17 protein-coding genes are annotated in these 18616 nt (G+C 72.8%); 12 read left to right on the forward strand and 5 right to left on the reverse strand.

The features are described from left to right. The 5 genes from ODJ79_RS45770 to ODJ79_RS45790 form a co-directional block, all read left to right on the forward strand. On the forward strand, window positions 1–745 hold a 745-nt coding region (locus ODJ79_RS45770), incomplete at its 5' end, for an FGGY family carbohydrate kinase (RefSeq protein WP_263030038.1). 100 nt (window positions 746–845) lie between these two features. Continuing rightward, a complete protein-coding gene (locus tag ODJ79_RS45775; protein ID WP_263030039.1) occupies window positions 846–2225 on the forward strand; it encodes a hypothetical protein in 1380 nt (459 codons plus the stop codon). Then, window positions 2222–5206: a DEAD/DEAH box helicase gene (locus ODJ79_RS45780; protein ID WP_263030040.1), complete on the forward strand. Its 2985-nt coding sequence runs from the start codon at window positions 2222–2224 to the stop codon at window positions 5204–5206. Before ODJ79_RS45775 ends, ODJ79_RS45780 begins: the two co-directional genes overlap by 4 nt. After that, window positions 5203–6375, forward strand: a complete 1173-nt coding sequence (locus ODJ79_RS45785; protein ID WP_263030041.1) for a hypothetical protein — start codon at window positions 5203–5205, stop codon at window positions 6373–6375. The genes ODJ79_RS45780 and ODJ79_RS45785 overlap by 4 nt, the downstream gene beginning before the upstream one ends. Continuing rightward, a complete protein-coding gene (locus tag ODJ79_RS45790; protein WP_263030042.1) occupies window positions 6372–7091 on the forward strand; it encodes a hypothetical protein in 720 nt (239 codons plus the stop codon). The genes ODJ79_RS45785 and ODJ79_RS45790 overlap by 4 nt, the downstream gene beginning before the upstream one ends. On the opposite strand, the gene ODJ79_RS45795 is transcribed toward ODJ79_RS45790, so the two are convergent. Beyond that, window positions 7079–7531 carry a GNAT family N-acetyltransferase gene (locus tag ODJ79_RS45795; protein WP_263030043.1) on the reverse strand — a complete coding sequence of 151 codons (453 nt, stop codon included), beginning with the start codon at window positions 7529–7531 and terminating at the stop codon, window positions 7079–7081. The two genes, ODJ79_RS45790 and ODJ79_RS45795, sit on opposite strands and share 13 nt — an antisense overlap. Before the next feature lie 129 nt (window positions 7532–7660). Here ODJ79_RS45795 and ODJ79_RS45800 point away from each other — a divergent pair, with 129 nt between their 5' ends. From ODJ79_RS45800 to ODJ79_RS45810, 3 genes are all read left to right on the forward strand, one after another. Further along, window positions 7661–10519, forward strand: coding sequence for a PAS domain S-box protein (locus tag ODJ79_RS45800; protein ID WP_263030044.1), 2859 nt, complete (start codon window positions 7661–7663; stop codon window positions 10517–10519). A gap of 240 nt (window positions 10520–10759) precedes the next feature. Next, window positions 10760–11431 carry a dienelactone hydrolase family protein gene (locus tag ODJ79_RS45805; protein ID WP_263030045.1) on the forward strand — a complete coding sequence of 224 codons (672 nt, stop codon included), beginning with the start codon at window positions 10760–10762 and terminating at the stop codon, window positions 11429–11431. Window positions 11432–11471: 40 nt separating this feature from the next. After that, window positions 11472–12242, forward strand: a complete 771-nt coding sequence (locus ODJ79_RS45810; protein WP_263030046.1) for a 2,3-bisphosphoglycerate-dependent phosphoglycerate mutase — start codon at window positions 11472–11474, stop codon at window positions 12240–12242. Window positions 12243–12270: 28 nt separating this feature from the next. On the opposite strand, the gene ODJ79_RS45815 is transcribed toward ODJ79_RS45810, so the two are convergent. Together ODJ79_RS45815 and ODJ79_RS45820 are read right to left on the reverse strand one after the other, a co-directional pair. Next, entirely contained in the window at window positions 12271–12960 is a 690-nt protein-coding gene (locus tag ODJ79_RS45815; protein WP_263030047.1) for a CBS domain-containing protein, read from the reverse strand. A 100-nt stretch (window positions 12961–13060) separates the two neighbouring features. Continuing rightward, the gene (locus ODJ79_RS45820) at window positions 13061–13564 is read right to left on the reverse strand and encodes a DUF2231 domain-containing protein (RefSeq protein ID WP_263030048.1); all 504 of its coding nucleotides are present in this window, start codon (window positions 13562–13564) and stop codon (window positions 13061–13063) included. A gap of 65 nt (window positions 13565–13629) precedes the next feature. Here ODJ79_RS45820 and ODJ79_RS45825 point away from each other — a divergent pair, with 65 nt between their 5' ends. From ODJ79_RS45825 to ODJ79_RS45840, 4 genes are read left to right on the forward strand one after another with little or no spacing between them, the layout of a single operon-like run. Then, window positions 13630–15015 (forward strand): ferredoxin reductase family protein, encoded by a 1386-nt coding sequence (locus tag ODJ79_RS45825; protein ID WP_263030049.1) that lies wholly within the window; start codon window positions 13630–13632, stop codon window positions 15013–15015. Between the two features lie 25 nt (window positions 15016–15040). Then, window positions 15041–15472, forward strand: coding sequence for an FMN-binding protein (locus tag ODJ79_RS45830; protein WP_317620760.1), 432 nt, complete (start codon window positions 15041–15043; stop codon window positions 15470–15472). A 26-nt stretch (window positions 15473–15498) separates the two neighbouring features. Next, on the forward strand, window positions 15499–16158 hold the full coding sequence (locus ODJ79_RS45835; protein WP_263030051.1) for a response regulator transcription factor: 660 nt from the start codon (window positions 15499–15501) through the stop codon (window positions 16156–16158). Between the two features lie 11 nt (window positions 16159–16169). After that, window positions 16170–17414, forward strand: a complete 1245-nt coding sequence (locus ODJ79_RS45840; protein ID WP_263030052.1) for a sensor histidine kinase — start codon at window positions 16170–16172, stop codon at window positions 17412–17414. A gap of 49 nt (window positions 17415–17463) precedes the next feature. On the opposite strand, the gene ODJ79_RS45845 is transcribed toward ODJ79_RS45840, so the two are convergent. Then, window positions 17464–18108 (reverse strand): response regulator, encoded by a 645-nt coding sequence (locus ODJ79_RS45845; RefSeq protein ID WP_263030053.1) that lies wholly within the window; start codon window positions 18106–18108, stop codon window positions 17464–17466. Window positions 18109–18188: 80 nt separating this feature from the next. Then, window positions 18189–18464: a DUF1876 domain-containing protein gene (locus ODJ79_RS45850; RefSeq protein WP_263030054.1), complete on the reverse strand. Its 276-nt coding sequence runs from the start codon at window positions 18462–18464 to the stop codon at window positions 18189–18191. Window positions 18465–18616: the final 152 nt, after the last annotated feature.

The raw sequence follows: 18616 nt of genomic DNA on the forward strand, positions 1-18616 counted from the left end.
AGCCAAATGCACCTACGGCACCGGCGGCTTCCTGCTGCTCAACACCGGCGCGCAGCCCGTACGCTCGACGCACGGGCTGATCAGCACCGTGGCGTACCGGATCGGCGCCGAACCGGCCGCGTACGCCCTCGAAGGCTCCATCGCCATCACCGGGTCGCTGGTGCAGTGGGTCCGCGACGGCCTCGGCCTGATCGGCACCGCCTCCGAGATCGAGACCCTCGCCCGCACCGTCGACGACAACGGCGGCTGCTACATCGTGCCCGCGTTCTCCGGGCTCTTCGCGCCGTACTGGCGCAGCGAGGCGCGCGGCGTCATCGTCGGCCTGACCTCCTACATCACCAAGGGCCACCTGGCCCGCGCCGTCCTGGAGGCGACCGGCTGGCAGACCCGCGACGTCGTCGACGCGATGAACGCCGACTCCGGCCTGGCGCTCACCGCGCTCAACGTCGACGGCGGCATGACCTCGGACAACCTCCTGATGCAGATCGTCGCGGACGTGCTGCGGGTGCCGGTGGTACGCCCGATGGTCCCCGAGACCGTGTCCCTCGGCGCCGCGTACGCGGCCGGCCTCGCCGTCGGCTACTGGTCCGACCTTCAGGACCTGCGCAACAACCGGCACCGGGCGGGCCAGTGGCTGCCCACAATGGACCCGGGACACTGCGCCGCCGAGCACGACAACTGGAAACGCGCCATCGAATGCGCCATCGTCTGGAGCCGCCCCCGCCCCGGCGCCGAGCCGCACTGACCGCTCGTCCCGGCAGGCGTTCGCACCTGCTCCCTAGCGTCACCGCGGCGGGATTCGCTAGCCTCTCCGGCTGGCCCGGACTCCGACCGCTAGGTGACTGATGACCGACGAGCTGACGGCACTGGTTGACGCCTCCCCGAACTTCTCGTTCCTCGCCGGACACGACCCTGCCCTCGCGGCCGATGCGGCACTCGCCGAGTACTACTTCCACTCCGATCTCCACGGGTCGCTGTTCAAGTCTCGCCACTTCGGAGAGATGCTCGCCAGGACGCTCCTCCGGCGCGCCGGCCTGAGGGAGTCGAGGAGAGACAACCAGCCCGCCCTTCTTGGTCGCCTCCTCGAGGCCGAGGTGATCCCGGCGTCGCTGCCGCCGATCTTCACGACCGTCCAGCAGAACGGCAACGACGCCGCCCACGACCACGCGAAGGACCCGGTCAAGGCGCTGGATTCGTTGCGGGGGTGCCATCAGCTCGGTGCCTGGTGGCATGAGCGGGAGACCGGCCAACCCCTCGGTCGCGCGTTCGTCCTGCCACCGCCGCCCAACGTCCTGACCAGGGAGCTGACGGCAAGGCTGGAGGAGCAGCTTGTCCGGCTGACGGAGGCGTACGAGCAGGGTCTGTCCCGGCCCGCGCCACGCCTGGTCATCCGGGCCGGCCGGCCCGATCCGCACGACTGGCGCGGCGGCACCGAGGTCCATCTTGGAGACTCGAGCTACCTGGTCCATGACCCGGTCGACACGGTCACCGCCCCGAACGGGTCATGGCGGCTCATGCAGGCCGACGGGCACCGGCTGGACCAGCGGTCGACCCGGGTTCGGCTGCGCGGCCTCCTGGTACGCGACCCCACCGGACCCGGCGGCCGGCTGGTCGAGGGGCTCGGCGCGCAGGCGGAGTTCCTGGGCCGCCGCCCGGTCCGGGACGGGCCGCTGCACGTTCTCGTCATCCCGCGACCGCCCGGCTCCAGCTGGACCGAGATGTTCGGAGCCGGGGACCGGCCGCTGGACCCGTACGCCGTGCCGCCGGCCATCGATGCGCTGATCGGCGTCGCCGGGGAGCTGACCCGGCTGCACCGCCGGCGGCAGGCGCACCGGGCGTTGGACGGCGACGTGATCCTGGTACCGCGGCAGGGTCGTCCGGCCGCCCTGCGCGATCCGGGCCGGGCGTGGTGGCCGGGCCTCCCCGGCGAGGGCGAGGTCCGGTACCCGGCGCCCGAGCAGCGGGCACTGGCCGCCGGCCGGCCGGGGCCGGCCACCGACGTGTACCAGCTCGCGGCGCTGTTGCAGCACACCTGCGCCGGCCACCCGCCGACGGCCGGCGCGGCGATCCGGCTCCGGGTCTTCCTGCCCGGCCTCCCGGACCAGGTGGACGACCTGCTCCGCCGGGCGCTCGACCCGGATCCCGCGAACCGCCCGGCGATGTCGCAGCTGGCCGCCGGCCTCCGGCAGGCCCGGGGCTCAGTGCTGGGGGGAACCGGCGCGTGACGGTACGGAGAGTGGCCATCGAGGGCCCGCTGGCGTTGGTCTACTCCGCTCGGGTGCTCACCGACCTGCCCGAGCTGAGCGCGTTCGTGGCCGAGCTGAACCAGCTCGGCCGGCAGGGCAACCTGCCGGTCACGCTGGAGACCACAAAGGACGGCTGGCGGATGGCACTGCACTGCCGCCGGCACGTGGCCTGGCTGTACCCGGCCTGGCAGGGCGACGGGCGCCGGTTCGAACCGGACCGGTCCCGGCCGAGGGACTCCTACCGGCTCGGGCATGCCGGGCGGCGGCAGTTCCGGGACGAGGACCGGCTGCTCAAGGGCGCACTGGTGCTGCGCTGCGACCGCGGTTTCGCGCTGTTTCCGAACTTCCGGGCCTTGCAGGACGCGATCCGGACCGGGCAGCTGCCGCAGACCAGGGCCTACGACGACGTACTGCAATGGGAGTGGCACCAGCTGGGCGGCGCCACGGCCCAGCCGCCCAGCCGGCCGACGCAGCACACCCGGTACCTGGACCTGCTGGAGAGCGTGGTGGAGGCCAGCCGGCAGATCGAGTCCGAGCAGCAGTCGGCGATGCCACCGCAGCACTATGTGACCCGGGAACCGGCCAAGGAGGAGCGCTGGTCGGCCCGCGGGGTGTACCGGTTCCGGGTCCACGGCGAGCCCGTGCTGACCACGAACACGATGGTCAGCGTCGACGGGTATCCGCAGGCCCGGGGCCGGGTGTTCCGGGTGCACGACGGCCACGTGACGGTGCGCTTCGAGCCGGGTACCGACTACGGGCGGATCCCCGCCACGGGGAGCCTGCGGGCGCTGGTCAGCGACCGGGTCTTCCGCGCCCAACTGGACGCGATCACCACGCTGCGCCAGGGCCGGGCGCTCAACGCGGGCCTGCTGGACTGCCTGGTGTCCGCCCGCTTCGCGCCCTACCAGCCGACCGCGGCGCAACGGCCCGGCCGCGACCTGGACGCCGACCAGTTGCAGGCGTTCCGGCGGGCGTTGGAGGTGCCCGACCTGCTGTCCGTACTGGGCCCGCCCGGGGCGGGCAAGACCACGACCATCGTCGAGGTGGTGCGGGCGCAGGCGGAGCTGGGCCGGCGGGTACTCATCACCTCGCACAGCCACCGGGCGGTGGACAACGTGCTGGAGAAGTTGCCGGCCGAGTTCACCGTGGTCCGCGTCGGCAACGAGGACAACATGACCGCCAAGGTGAAGGCGATGTCGGCGGAGAGCCGGGTGGACGAGCTGCGCGGCGGCATCCTCCGCGACACCGCGCTGTTCGACCTGCTCAGCAAGGTGCACGGGGAACGGCCGGTGCTCGAGGAGTACCTTCGGCATCTCGAAACCACGCTGGCGGCGGCGCGCACCGCCCAGGCCGAGCTGGACGGCGTCGGGCCGGCCCTCGCCGAGGCGGTCCGGCTGGCCGGCGGGCCGATCGGGGCGCAGCTGGCCGCCGCCGAGGGCGCCCAGGCCCGGCATCAGTCGACGCTGGCCGCCCAGCACGCGGCGTGGCAGCGGGCACAGCAACGGCTGCAGTCGGCGCAACTGCGGGCGGGCACCGGCGGGGTCTTCGCCTTCGTGCACGCCTGGTGGGCGTCCAGGCAACGCGGCCGGCTGGACCGGCTGGCCGGGGAGATCCCGGCCACTCAGGCCGCGCTGGCGGCGGCCACCGCGGCGGTGAGCGAGGCGCACGAGCGGGCCGCGGCGCTGGTGGCGCACGACCCGCGGGTGGCGGAGCTGACCGCCCGGCGGGACGCCGCGGAGCGGGCGCTCGACGACCTGTGGCCCGAGTTGGCCCGCGACGGCGAGCTGTTGCGCCAGGCCCTGCGGCCGGTGCTGCCGGCGCCGGCCGAGCCGGGCCGGACGGTGGCCGGGTGGACCGGCTTCGCCCAGTGGTGCGCCGCCGGGCTGGACCTGGTGAGCCGCCGGGCCCAGCTGCTCGGGGAGTGGCGGGATCGGATCAGCGACCTGAGTGTCCAGCTGGAGCGGGAGGTGGCCCGCTACGCCGACGTGGTCGGCGCCACCTGCATCGGCACCGACACCTCGGCGCTCATCGCGGGGCTCGAGTTCGAGCTGGCGATCGTGGACGAGGCCGGCCAGATCTCCACCCCGAACCTGCTCGTGCCGCTGGTGCGGGCGAAACGGGCGATGCTGGTGGGCGATCACCGGCAACTGCCGCCGTTCCTGGACGAGGAGGTCCGGGACTGGGCCGAGCGGCAGCCGGACGGCGCCGACCCGGGCCAGGTCGGCGAGGTCACCGGCCTGCTCGCCAAGAGCGGCTTCGAGCTGCTGTTCGCCCGCACCCCGGAGAGCAACGCGGTCTGGCTGCGTACCCAGCGCCGGATGCCGGCGCAGATCGCCGACTTCGTCTCCAGCACGTTCTACTTCGGCCGGTTGCGTACCGAGCACCCGGGCGCCCCGCCCAACACGCTGTTCCGCTCGCCGTTCGCGATGATCGACACCAGCGACCGGCAACCCACCGAGACGGATATGAGCCGGTCGCGGGGGGCCACCCGGCGCGGGTACAGCAACAAGCTGGAGGCCGACATCATCGTGGCCCTGCTCCACGAGCTCGCCGGGCAGTATCGCGACTGGGCGATCATCGTGCCCTACAACGCGCAGAAGGAGCTGTTGCTCAGCCGGCTGCCCACGGTGCTGGATGGGTGCCGGGTCGCCGACCACGTCGGCAGCGTGGATTCGTTCCAAGGTGGGGAACGCGATCTCATCATCTTCGGCTTCACCCGGAGCAACCGCGCCGGGCGGATCGGATTCCTGCGGGAGACCCGGCGGTTCAACGTCGCGATCACCCGGGCGAAGCGGCAGTTGGTGCTGGTCGGTGACCTCAGCACGCTGTGCAACGCGGACGACCTCGAATTCCGCGCCATCAGCCAGGCGATGGCCGAGCACCTGCGCACCGCCGGCCACCTGCGCAGCTCGCGGGACCTGGAGGCGGCGCTGCGCCCCGGCACCGGGTGGGCCCGATGAGGCGGATCATCTACCCGGCCACCCGGGCCGTGGAGCATGCCCAGCTGATACCGGGCGTACGGCCGGTCCGTCTGTTCCCGGTGCTTTGGCCACTGTGGCAGGTGGAGACCGAGGCCGAGCTCTACGAGGGGCAGGACTTCGAGATCATCGACCATTTCGTGGTGCGCGCGATCGGCGAGGCGGGCATCCGCGACCGCGCCCAACTGGTCGGCTTCCTGAACCTGCCGGCCGGCGTGATCGACCGGTGTCTGGCCTTCCTCGGCCTGATCGGGCACGTCACGGTTGCCGGCCCCACGCTCGACCTCACCCCGCTGGGCCGGCAGTCGGTCCAGGACGGCGTGCGCTACGTGCGGACGACCAGCCGGCAGACGATTCTGATCGAACGGGAGTCCGGCCATCCGTTCCCGCGCGCCCACTACGACAACAACGTCCCGGTGCTGGACACCCCGCGGATCGAGGAGGGGCAGCTCGGTGACCGCAGCCGGTTCCTCCCGGTGTCCACGCTCGCCCCGTTCCGCCCGGAGGTGCTCGCCTGGCTGGAGCAGCACCCCGACCGGGCCGGCTTCAACCTGCCCGGGCAGCTGCGCAACCTGAGCAACAAGGGGGAACGGGAGGGATACCTACCCTGCTATCTGATCGAGACGGCCGACCACCGCCTGCTCGCGTACAGCAACGTCGCCGAGGACCGGGACGAGTTCCTGGAAGGGTTGTTCGCCCGGACCTCGCTCGAGGAGCTGATCGAGGCCGAGGGGATCGCGGACCCGGCGACGCTTTGGCCGAAGTGGCTGGCCCGCTCCCCCGCGTACGGCGCGGGCACGCTGCGCCAGGCGCCGGACGGCGGGTGGCGGGTGCTGCTGGACCCCGCCACCTTCGGCGGTGAGGTGAAGGTGGCGCGGGTCGGCTCGTACCAGTTCTCCGACCACCACTTCATCCAGATCTGGTGCACCGACCCGGCGACCCGCCGGCGCGCCCTGCTGGAACGGGCGCTGGGCATCGCCACCCTGCCCAAGATCACTACCGTCGATCAGCTCCAGGACCGGATCGAAAGCCTGGCGCGGAGCCTCGAGACGACGGTCGTGTCCCTCGCCGAGCTGCGGGCACACGCCCAGGAGGCCGGTGCCGAGGCGCGGCTCCGCCGGCTGGACGAACTCGAAAGGGCCTCGGGATGACGACCGAGCCGGCGGACCAGCCGGGCGGGCAGCGGCCGGCGGCGGCCGACCGGCGCGAGCGGGATGAGGACGCCGCCTGGGCACAGCGGCACCGCCGCACGGCCGAGGAGGACGCGGCGTGGGCGGAGCGTCGCCGCCGTACCGCCGAGGAGGACGACGCCTGGGCGGAGTACCACACCGACCCCGACCCCGACCCCGACGACGGTGATGACGGTGATGACTACCCGGATCATCTCGACTACCCCGACGATGATCACTGGGACGACGACTACGGGAACAACGACTGGGACTACGACTACGGGGACGACGACTGGATCTACGACGACTGGGACGACGACGGGGATGGCTATCGACGGCCCCGGCGGCGACCCCGTCGGTCGAGCGCTGCGGCGTCCGGCGGCCGATCCGGTTCGGCGGGGCCCGGATCGCCTCAACCGCCAGCAGGTACGGTCGGGGCCGGGCCGACGTTCCTGCCGCCCGGGTACGGCCCACCGTCCGACCCGCGCGTGGCCGGTCGGCCGCGACCGCCCGGATACCCGGCCGCGCCGACGTTCCTGCCACCCCCCGGGTATCAGCGACCGGGAACCCTCGCCCGACCGTGGTCGGCCGACGGCCTGAGCCTCGGCGTGATCTTGGTGGCGGTGGGAGCGATCTGCGTAACCCTCCTCTGCCTGGGTCTGTGTGCCTTCCAAGGCATGGTCAGTCAGGCCCCCTGACCGACCGGGTCGCGCACCATGAACACATCCACCGGGTCTTCGGTTTCGAGAACGAACCCATGCCGTTCATAGAGCCGCCGGGCCGGACTCCCCTGCAGCACGTTCAGCCGGACCCGCAGGACGGCCCGATCACACCACGCCAGCAGCCGGCGTAGCACGGCCGTGCCGACGCCGCCGCCCTGCAGGTCGGGTGCAAGGTAGAAATGTTCGAGCCAGTGAGCGTCCTCGGCGGGCCGCAACGCGATGCATCCGGCGAAGGCGCCACCCACTTCGACGATCCAGGTGTGCTGCGGCACGAACCCGTCCCGAAGCCGCTGCCGGACCCGATGCTCGTCGTACCGGCCGAGCCGCTCCAGATCCGGCCGCAGCACCGTGGCCCGCAGCTCGGCCACCGCCTCCGCATCGTCGGCCGAAGCCCGCCGCATCTGCCAGCCCGTCATGATCGTCAGCCTACGAGCAGACGGAGGCCCTGCCGAACGCACTCAGATCCTCGACGCTCCGGCCGACTTTCGAGTGGTGAAGTGGGTTCGCACCGTCGAGGAAGGGTCTGGGACGAACGGGTGACAATCGTGCGGCAGCAGACGCATTCCGGCGCGGTCGGTGACCACTCCTGGCGGACGAGCGAGGCTCAAGGGTCGCCCGGGACGGGTGAGACGCCGGCCGGCGGGGCGTCCGTGGCGGAGCGGGGTGCCTTCCGGGCCAGCCCGGTCGCCATGGCGATCCTCGACGAGGACGACCACTTCATCCAGGTCAACCTGTCCTTCAGCCGACTCGTGGGACGGGACCGGGCGGACCTGCTCGGCCTCGGGTGCCGGGCCCTGACCCACCCCGACGATCTCGGCGTACGGGAGGAAGCGCACGCCGTCGCGGGCGGCGACCCCGCCGCCGTGATCAGCTACGAGCTGCGGCTCATGCGCCCGGACGGCGCGGACGTGCCGTGCAAGATCACACTGGTCCCGATCGAGGGGCTGCCGGTGCGGCGGCTCGTACAGGTGGAGGATCTCACCGGCCGTTACCAGGCCGCGGCCCGCGCCAGCCGGCAGAGCGAGATCCTGCTGGCCACGATCAACGTGCAGCGCGCCGTGACCGCCGCCGCTCACGACCGGGCGCAGGTGCTCGAGGTCGTCGCCACGCAGGCGGTGCAGGCGTTCCCGGTCGCCGACGGCGCGGTGGTCGAGCTGATCGACCGCTTCCACCTCGACTATGTGGCGGCCGCCGGGACGCTGATCGTGCACCTGGGCCTGCGGCTGCCGATCGAGGGCTCGCTGTCCGGGGTGGCCATGTCGGAGCGCTCCACGGTGCTGTGCCGCGACAGCGAGTCCGACCCGCGGGTCAACCGCCAGGCCTGCCGCGAGGTAGGGCTGCGCTCGATGTGCGTCGCGCCGCTGTTCAGCGGCGACCAGCCGATCGGCGTCCTGAAGATATCCAGCGCCGAGGTGGACGCGTTCGACTCCGACGACGTCTACCAGCTGGAGCTGCTGGCGGGCAGCCTCAGCGCCGCACTGCGGCACGCCGACGACTACGCGCGCAACGCCACCCTGCTCAGCGAGCGCACCGTCGCCCTGACGGCGCTGGAGGCCAGCGAGCGGCGGTTCCGGGTCGCCTTCGACAACTCGCCGCTGGGGATGGTGCTGACCAGCCTGCGTCCGGACAACCTGGGCACCTTCCTGCAGGCCAACCCCGCCATGGCAGCGATCACCGGGTACTCCGTCGAGCAGCTCACCGGGATGAACGTGTCCGACCTGCAACACCCCGACGATCTCGAGGCCACCAAGCCCGTACTGGCCGGCCTGGCCGCCGGGGAGATCGAGACGGCCAACCTGGAGGCCCGCTACCGGCACGCCGACGGCCATGACCTGTGGGTACGCATCCGCACCGCGGTGGCCCACGACGAACGGACCCAGCCGCGCTACCTGGTGAGCCAGATCGAGGACGTCACCGCCGCCCGCGCCGCCCAGGCCCAGCTGCGCCGGCAGGCCCGCCTGCTCGAGCTGATCCCCGCCGCGATCATCGTCCGCGACCTGGACGGCACCATCCGGTGGTGGAACGCCGGCGCCGAGGCCACGTACGGCTGGCCGGCCACCGCCGCCACCGGCAAGATCACCCATCGGCTGCTGGCCACCGCGTTCCCCGACGGCGGCAGCGTGGCCGAACAGACCGAGAGCCTGCGCCGCGACCAGACGTGGGACGGCGAGCTCGAGCACCTGTCCGCCGACGGCCGTACGATCACGGTCCTCAGCCGCCAGGTCGTGCAGGACGCGGTCGACGGCGTCAGCACCGTACTGGAGATCAACACCGACATCACCGCCGTACGCGACGCGCAGCGCGCCATGCACCAGAGCGAACAGCGGTTCCGCGCCCAGTTCACCCACTCCGCGGTCGGGCAGATCGTCCGCAGCCTCGACGGCACCCTGCTGGACGTCAACCCCGCCTTCGCCGCCATGCTCGGCCGCACCACCGGCGAGCTGATCGGCAGCCCGACCGACCAGCTGCTGCACCCCGACACCGCGGCCGACATGCGCCACCACATCGCGGACCTGTTCGCCGGCGATCACGCCGCCTACAGCCACGAGGCCCGGGTCCGCCACGCCGACGGCGGCTGGATCGACGTCGAGGCCACCGTGTCCCTGGTCCGCGACACCGACGGCCGCCCGCTGCACCTGATCGGGGTGTTCGCCGATATCTCGGCCCGCAAGGCCGCGGAACGCGCCCGCGACGCCGCCGCCGCCGAGCTCGCCTGCCGCAACACCGAACTCGAGTCGGCCAACCAGCTGAAGCTCGACCTCATCGGCATGCTGGGCCACGAGATCGGTACGCCGTTGACCTCGATCCTCGGCTTCGCCGAGCTCGTCACCGACGGCTGGAGCGACCTGCCCGACGACCAGAAACACCGGCTTGTCGCCGGCATTCACCGCAACGGCCGGCGGCTGGACACGATCGTCAAGGAGGTGCTCGCCCTCGTGACCCTCGACGCCGGCCGGCTCACCGCCCGGCCCCGGCGGGTCGAGGTGTGCGAGCATCTGCAGGCGGCGATCCTGCCCGTACCCGGTGCCCGGCAGCCGGACATCGACTGCCCGGCCGGGCTCACCGCGATGGTCCAGCCCGGCCATCTCGACCAGATCCTGGCGAACCTGCTGTCCAATGCCGACAAGTACGGCGGCGGCGCCACCCGGATCACCGCCCGGCGGCTCGACGACCATGTCGAGATCCGAGTCGAGGACGGTGGCCCCGGCGTACCGGAGCGGTTCCGGCCGAACCTGTTCGAGCGCTTCTCCCGTGCCGACGCCACCGCGGGCAGCGTCAAGGGCACCGGCCTCGGCCTCTACATCGTGCGCGAGCTCGCCCGCGCCAACCGCGGCGACGTCGAGTACGAGCCCGGCGCCGAGACCGGCTCGGTCTTCGTCGTCCGCCTACCCGCCGGCGGCTGACACACCACCACCGCCGGTGAGCTGAGCGCGGGACGGGCAGTCCGGCCTGGGCCATCTCGCCGAGATCGGCCGCCCTGCAACCGAGAGCCTCGACCATGGAGCCGTCGCTCTTTGTCGAGGCCCAGCACAAGTTCGCGGACGGCGTCAGCGGTCGCAAACCGGAATCCAGTCCGCAGACGCCCAGGATGGGGCGTGAATCGGCAGGGACCGGCTCTCTCCACCTTGAGAAGGAGGATGGACATGACGACCAGCTGGACGACCATTGACCGGATCATGGCATCGGGGGTGGCGCTCGACGGCGACCTGACCATGCCGCAGCACCCCAAGGGCCTGGTGCTGTTCGCACGCGGCAGTGGCAGTTCCGGGCACAACCCCCGCAACCAGACGGTGGCCGAGGAACTCAACCAGAGGGGCTTGGCGACGCTGCTCGTCGACCTGCTCACCGCCGAGGAGGACGAGGTCGACGCGCAGACCCGGAAACTGCGGTTCGACATCGGCCTGCTCGCCGACCGGCTGGTCGGCATCATCGACTGGCTGGGCGAGCAGCCGCACACGACGACGCTGCCCATCGGGCTGTTCGGCGCGGGCATCGGCGCGGCGGCCGTGCTGGTCGCGGCGGCGACCCGCCGCAGCGTGGTCCGGGCGGTCGTGTGCCGCGGCGGCCGACCGGATCTGGCCGGCCCGGCCCTTCTTCAGGTCACCGCGCCGACGTTGCTGATCGTCGGTGAACGCGACCCGCACGCCTGTGAGCTCAACGAGCAGGCCCGCAACACGATGCTGGTGTCGGCCGAACTGCGGATCATCGCGACGGCCACGCACCTGTTCGAGGAGCCCGGCGCCCTGCACCAGGTCGCCGACGAGGCGGGGCGGTGGTTCGCCGACCACCTGACCGCACCCGACGCGCGCAGATAGCAGCTGCGCATATCGCGCGCCGTGCCGGAAGATGGTGCGGATGACGCGTACGGGTGACGGGGCGTTGCTGCTGCTGCGGCACGGGCAGAGCGTGAGCAACGCGGCCGACGTCTTCACCGGCTGGTCCGACCCGGCCCTGACCGATCTCGGCACCGCGCAAGCCCGCGCGGCCGCGGCAACCCTGCGCGACCTCGGCATCCAGCCGACCTGCGTACACACCTCACTGCTTCGGCGCTCGATCCGCACGGCCGAGATCGTGCTGGACGGCCTCGGTCTGGGCTGGCTGCCCGCGTACCGATCCTGGCGGCTCAACGAACGCCACTACGGCGCGCTCACCGAGCGGGACAAGCTCACCGTCGCCGCCGAGGCCGGCCCCGCCACCTTCCGGCAATGGCGACGATCGTACGCAACCGCACCACCGCCGATGAGCGACGCGGCCGCGGCCAGGATGTACGCCGACGACCGGTACACCCGGCTGCCGCCCGATGCCCGGCCGCGCACCGAGAGTCTCGCCGACGTGCGCGCCCGGACCCTGCCGTACTGGTCCGACGTGCTTTACCCGCAGCTGCTGTCCGGCGCCACACCGCTGGTCGTCGGGCACGGCAACAGCCTGCGCGCCTTCGTCATGCACCTCGAGGGCATGGCACCGGCCGACGTCGAGCGGCTGGACATCCCGACCGCGGTGCCCATGCGGTACCGGCTCGGCACGCGCGGACAGCCGGTCGTCGACCCCGGCGGGCGCTACCTCGATCCGATCGCCGCCACCGAGCAGGTCCGCGTGGGGCCACCGGCAGGAACGGCGATCGGCTGACGCTCGACCAGGATGTCCCCGCCGCTGGTCAGAGGGTTCCGAAGCCGAGGCGGGCCCCGCGCACCTGGCGGTCGTCGAAGCGGTAGTCCAGTGTGGAGTTCACGTCGACCACGCCGGCGATCTGCCGGGTCAGCCGCTCGGCGATGTCCGCGGAGGTCCAGCGGTCGACCGTGCCGGTCAGCGTGACGACGCCGTCGACCACGGCGGCGATGACCGTCGCCTCGTCCTCGGGCAGGAAGCGGCGCAGGACGCCGGTGCGTACGTCGTCGAGGATCTCCTGGTCGGTGCGCAGGTGCGTCTTGAGCAGGTCGCCGCGGGTCACGATGCCGACCAGCCGGCCGTGCTCGTCGACCACCGGCAGCCGTTTGACGCCCTCGCGGTGCATCGTGCGGGCCGCCGCCGCGATCGTGGTGTCCGTGGCGACGACGATCGGGGGCGTGCTCATCAGGTCGGCCGCGGTACGGCCCTGGGAGCGGAGGCGCTCGTCGCGCCGGCGCGGGCCGTCGAAGAGCCGCGGGGCCTCGTCGCCGGCGTACTCGATCTTGCGAAGCAGGTCCGCCTCGGAGACCACGCCGACCACGTGCCCGGTCTCGTCGATCACCGGCAGGGCGCTGATCCGCTTTTCGGTCAGCAGGTCCACCATGTTCCGGTACGAGGTGCCGCGGTCAACCGACACCACCCGCCGGGTCATCACGTCGCGCACGGTCCAGGGCTTCATCGCGGTCGCCTCCTCGGGCTGCTCCTCATCTGAAACTATGGCCGGGAGACACGGGTCCGGCAGGGTCCTGGGACCCTGCCGGACGGGCCGTTCAGCGGGATCAGTCGCGACCTGACCGGCTCTGGCTCACGCCGCTGCTCCAGGCGGCCTTGGCCCCCGAGTCGCCGATCCGGTAGATGCCGTACACCCCGGCCGCACCGACCAGCAGGGCCAGCACGGCCACCACCGTGGTCACCGCGCTGGACAGCGGGGCCAGGAAGGTGCGGCGGCCCGAGCCGGCGTGCGCCTCCCGCTGGCGCCACCACACGACCAGCGCCAGCGCCGCGATCGGCAGCGCGTAGAAGATCGCGCCGTCGCCCAGCTCGGTGTGGGTGTGCAGGGTGGCGGTCTGCGGCACCCGGCTCTCCAGCCACTCGCCGGCGCTGGTGGTCAGCGGCACCAACAGCACGACCAGCACGGACAGGATCGCATTCGGCCCGGCCAGCCGGCGCCGTATCGCGGGCGACAGTGCCGTGAGCACGAGCAGCAGCGCGGACAGCGGCAGGAGCACGACGACCGCGTGCACCAGCAGGACATGGGCCGGCAGGCCATTGACGGTGTTCATGACCGGAAAGGCTAGGGAGACGATTCTTCGAGTTCTCCCATCTCCCGGCCCGCAGACTTGCCGACGTGAGCGAAGCTGGCGCCCTGGCCATCGGCCGGGTTCATCTTGGCGGGTACGGCCGCCGCCGGGTGCCGCCGCGGCGCCGCTGGCCGGCCGTGCTCGCCGCGGTGGCCGCGGCGCTCAGCGTGCTGGTGGCGGCGGGGCTGTGGCTGGCCGGCGGCGGTTACCGGGACGAGCCGATGACAGCCCTGGGCCGGGTCACCGGGCTGGTCGCGTCCGACCTCCTGCTGCTGCAGGTGCTGCTGATGGCCCGGATCCCGTGGGTGGAGCGCGGCTTCGGCCAGGACGCGCTGGCCCGCTGGCACCGGGTGGCCGGGTTCACCTCGTTCTGGCTGATGGCCGCGCACGTCGTGCTGATCACCGCGGGTTACGCGCGGTCCGGCGGGGCGAGCCTGCCGGGCACGGCGTGGAGCATGGTCGCCACCTATCCGGGGATGCTGCTGGCCGCGGCCGGCACGCTGCTGCTCACCGCCGTCGTGGTGCTGTCGGTGCGGGCGGCGCGCCGCCGGCAACGCTACGAGACCTGGCACCTGCTGCACCTGTACGCGTATCTCGGCGTCGGGCTCGCGCTGCCGCACCAGCTGTGGACGGGCGCCGACTTCACCGTCTCGCCGGTCGCCACCGCCTACTGGTGGGGCCTGTACGCGACGACGCTGCTGGCCGTGCTCGCGTTCCGGGTGGCGCTGCCGATGTGGCGCTCGGCGTACCACCGGCTGCGGGTCGACCACGTGGTCGTGGAGAGCCCGGGTGTCGTCTCGGTCTACCTGCGCGGGCATCGTCTCGACCGGCTGCCGGCCCGGGCCGGGCAGTTCTTCCTGTGGCGGTTCCTCGACGGGCCGGGCTGGTCGCGGGCGAACCCGTACACGCTGTCCGCCGGGCCGTCCCCCGACCTGCTCCGGATCACGGTGAAGGACCTGGGCGACGGCAGCCGCCGGGTCCGGTCGCTGCGGCCCGGCACCCCGGTGCTGATCGAGGGTCCGTACGGTGCGCTCACCGCCGCCCGATCGACCGGCCGGCCCCCGCTGCTGATTGCCGCCGGGGTGGGCATCACCACGATGCGGGCCCTGCTCGACGACCTGGCCGCGCCCGGCGCCACCCTGCTCTACCGGGTCCGGGACCGGGCCGAGGCGGTGTTCCGGGCGGAGCTCGACCTGCTCGCCCGGCGCCACCGGGTGCGGGTGGTCTACCTGGAGGGGCCCCGGTCGCCGGCCGGGTCCTGGCTGCCCGCCGGCTACGACGTCCCGGGCGCGCTGCGCCGGCTGGTGCCGGACGTCGCCGTCCGGGAGGCGTACCTCTGCGGGCCGCCGGCCTGGATGGCGACCGTCCGGGCCGATCTGCGCGCGGCGGGTCTGCCCGCCGATCGCATCCACCGCGAGGAGTTCGCATGGTGACCACCGGGCGGCCCGCGTGCGCCGGGTGACCCTCTGGATCGTCTCCACGATCGCCGCCGTCGCGCTGCTGTTCAGCTACCGGACGAGCCTGGGCGGCGGGAGCGCGGCGGCCGGCGCACCGGCGGTCGTGGCGACCGGCGACGCCACCGGGCCGTCGGCCTCCGGCCCGCCCGGGGCGTCGCTCACCGTCAACGGAGCGGTGGCACGCACCCGCTACGGCCCGATCCAGGTCCAGATCAAGATCCAAAACCACAAGATCATTGACGTACGCGCGCTGCGGTACCCGGACGGCAACGACCGGGACGTGGAGATCAACTCGTACGCGCTCCCGCAGCTGCGCGCCGAGGTGCTGGCCGCGCAGAGCGCCCAGGTCGACACGGTCGGCGGCGCCACGTACACCAGCGGCGGTTATCTCAAGTCGTTGCAGTCGGCGCTCGACGCGGCGCATTTCGCATGACGGCCGCCGCCTGCGAGAGTGGGTCGGTGACCCGCATCTTGATCGTCGAGGACGACGCCGAGCTCGGCGAGCTGCTGGTGCGCGCGTTCGCCGGGGCCGGTTACGACGCCGACCTCGCCCGCGACGGCCAGGCCGGGCTGCACCGGGCACTGACCCGCAGCTACCACGCGCTGATCATCGACCGCGGCCTGCCCGCGATCGAGGGCCTCGACCTGCTCGCCCGGCTGCGCCGCAGCGGCGTCGAGGCGCCCGCGCTGATCCTCACCGCGCTCGGCACGGTCGCCGACCGGGTCGCCGGTCTCGACGGCGGGGCCGAGGACTACCTGGTCAAGCCGTTCGAGCTGGACGAGCTGCTGGCTCGGGTCCGGGTGCTGCTGCGCCGCCCCGCGGCACCCGCCGGGCACGTGCTGCCGATCGGCGATGCGGAGTTCGACCTGATCGCCCGGACGGTCACCACCGACGACGGCCTGCCCGTCACGCTCTCCGGCCGGGAGAGCGACCTGCTGCGCCTGCTCGCCGAGAACCCGGCCCGGGTGTTCACCCGGCGCGAGATCGTGACCACCGTCTTCCCCGAGTCCAGCACCGAGACCCTGGCCGACACGTACGTGCACTACCTGCGCCGCAAGCTCGGCCCGGACGTGATCGCCACGGTGCGCGGTGCCGGCTACCAGCTCGGCCGGCGATGAGCCGTCCGGCTATGGCCCGAGGACCGGGAGATCGGCGGCCCGGCCGCCCGGAACCCGATCGGGAGCTGCTGCGCCGGGCCCGCCGCACCCTGGCGGTCCGCAACACCGTGGCGATCGCCCTGGTCCTGCTCTTCGTCGGCGCGGTCGTGCTGTTCGTCGTGCACCGCGAGGAGAGCTCGGCGCTGGCCGCGTCGATCCGGCACACCGCCGCCACCGAGGAGGACGTCGTCGACCCGCCGGCCGGCAGCTGGATCTTCCGCCTGGACGCCGCCGGGTCGCTCACCGCCACCGAGGATGCGCCGGCCGGCTTTCCCGACCGCGCGGCCCTCGAGCGGGTCCACGCCGGCGGCCCGGCCGAGCAGTCCCGGCACGGCGACTACCTGGTGGTCACCCGGCGCCGCGGCACGGCGGCCGTCCAGGTCGTCGGCAGCCTCGCCACCGAGTACGAGGAGACCCGGCGCCTGCTTGCCGCCCTCGGCGCCGCCGAGCTGCTCGGGCTGGCCGCGGCCGCGCTGGCCGGCTGGCTGCTGGCCGGCCGGGCCACCGCCCCGCTCGGCGAGGCGCTCGCCCGGCAGCGCCGCTTCGTCGCCGACGCCAGCCACGAGCTGCGCACGCCGATCGCCCAGCTGCACACCCGCGCCCAGCTGCTCGACCAGGACCTGCGAGGCGGCGCCACCGGCGCCGACCTGGCGACCGACGTCCACCGCCTGGTCGCCGGCACCCGGCAACTCGGCGAGATCGTCGACGACCTGCTGCTCTCCACCCACCTCGCCGACCGCACCGAGGCCGGCACGGAAGTCGATCTCGGCGTGGTCGCCGACGGCGTCGCCGGCAGCTTCGCCGAGCGGGCCCGCGCCCGCACCATCGAGCTGACCGTGCACACCGACCCGGACCGGCCGTCCATCGTGCACGGCCGGGAGGCCGCCCTGCGCCGGGTGCTCACCGCCCTGGTCGACAACGCGCTCAACCACACCCGCGACGGCGGCCACATCCGCATCGAGCTCGACCGGCTCGACGGGCCCGACCGCGTCCGGCTGATCGTCCGGGACGACGGCACCGGGTTCGCGCCCGGCGACGCGGAACGGCTGTTCGACCGGTTCGCCCGCGGCCACGACGACCACCGCCGCTTCGGGCTGGGGCTCGCGCTGGCCCGCGAGGTGGTGACCGGGCACGGCGGCACGATCGAGGCCGCCAACCTCCCGGGCGGCGGGGCGGCCTTCACCGTACGGCTGCCGGCCGGAGGTCGGCTGCCGTAGCGCGGCGGAGCGGTCGTTCCGGCCCTCGGTGCGACCGCTCGCTCCGACTTCAGTAGTGCGAATGCTCCCGGTGCAGCCGCGTGGCGAACACGGCGGCCTGCGTGCGTCGCTCCAGGCCGAGCTTGGCGAGCAGGCTCGAGACGTAGTTCTTCACCGTCTTCTCCGCCAGGAACATCCGGCCCGCGACCTCCCGATTGGTCAGACCCTCCGCGATGAACTCCAGGATCCGCCGCTCCTGATCGGTCAACCCCGCCAGCTCCCGCGGCTGCTCCACACCATGCCGGATCCGCTCCAGCACCCGCTGCGTCACGGCCGGATCCAGCAACGACTGCCCCTCGGCGACCCGGCGCACCGTATCGATCAGGTCGGTGCCGCGGATCTGTTTCAGAACGTACCCCGCGGCGCCCGCCATGATCGCGGCGAACAGGGCCTCGTCATCCTCGTACGAGGTGAGAATCAAGCCCTTGATCGTCGGGTCGATCGCCCGCACCTCCCGGCACACGTCGATGCCGTTGCCGTCGGGCAACCGGGCATCCAGGATCATGACGTCCGGGCGGAAGGCCGGGATCCGGTGGGTCGCCTCCTGCGCCGAGCCCGACTCGCCGACCACCTCGATGTCGCCGGCGGCCTCGAGCAGGTCGGCCAGGCCGCGGCGAACCACCTCGTGGTCGTCGAGCAGAAACACCTGGATCATTTCTTCTTCGTACCGCCGCCGGCGGCTCGGCCACAGGGTCGAAAGTCCCCTCCCACCAGGGAAAACGCCCCGTTCGACGGTCAAGATGTCAGCCGGGCCGGCTGGTGGGTGAACTGTTCGATGTCGGCCGCGGTGACATCCAGCAGGTGGTAGGCGAGGTCCGCCAGTGCCCGCGCGGTGGCCAGCTCGTCGCCGATCTCCGGCACCTCCGTGTCGGTCGTCCGCCGCCGGGCGTGGCCCTCGCCGCGCACCGGCGACCGGGCGTCCGTGTGCAGAATGGCCGCCGCATGGGTGGTGCGTTTCAGCTCGTCCTCGGTGATGTTCACCTGGACCGTCCAGGTGCGGGTGTGTGTCATGACGGCACCTCCTCCGATCCTCCTGTCCCCATCCCAGTCCGGGCTCGGCCGGGCGACCAGTGCTGTTGGTCCCGACGGTCCCGGCCCGCCGGCCCTGACCGGACCGGCGGTGGCGCAGCGCCGCTATCGAAGGAGCAGCATCGGGTCCGAGC

The organism is Actinoplanes sp. KI2, from assembly GCF_025630775.1.
GTDB lineage: Bacteria > Actinomycetota > Actinomycetes > Mycobacteriales > Micromonosporaceae > Actinoplanes.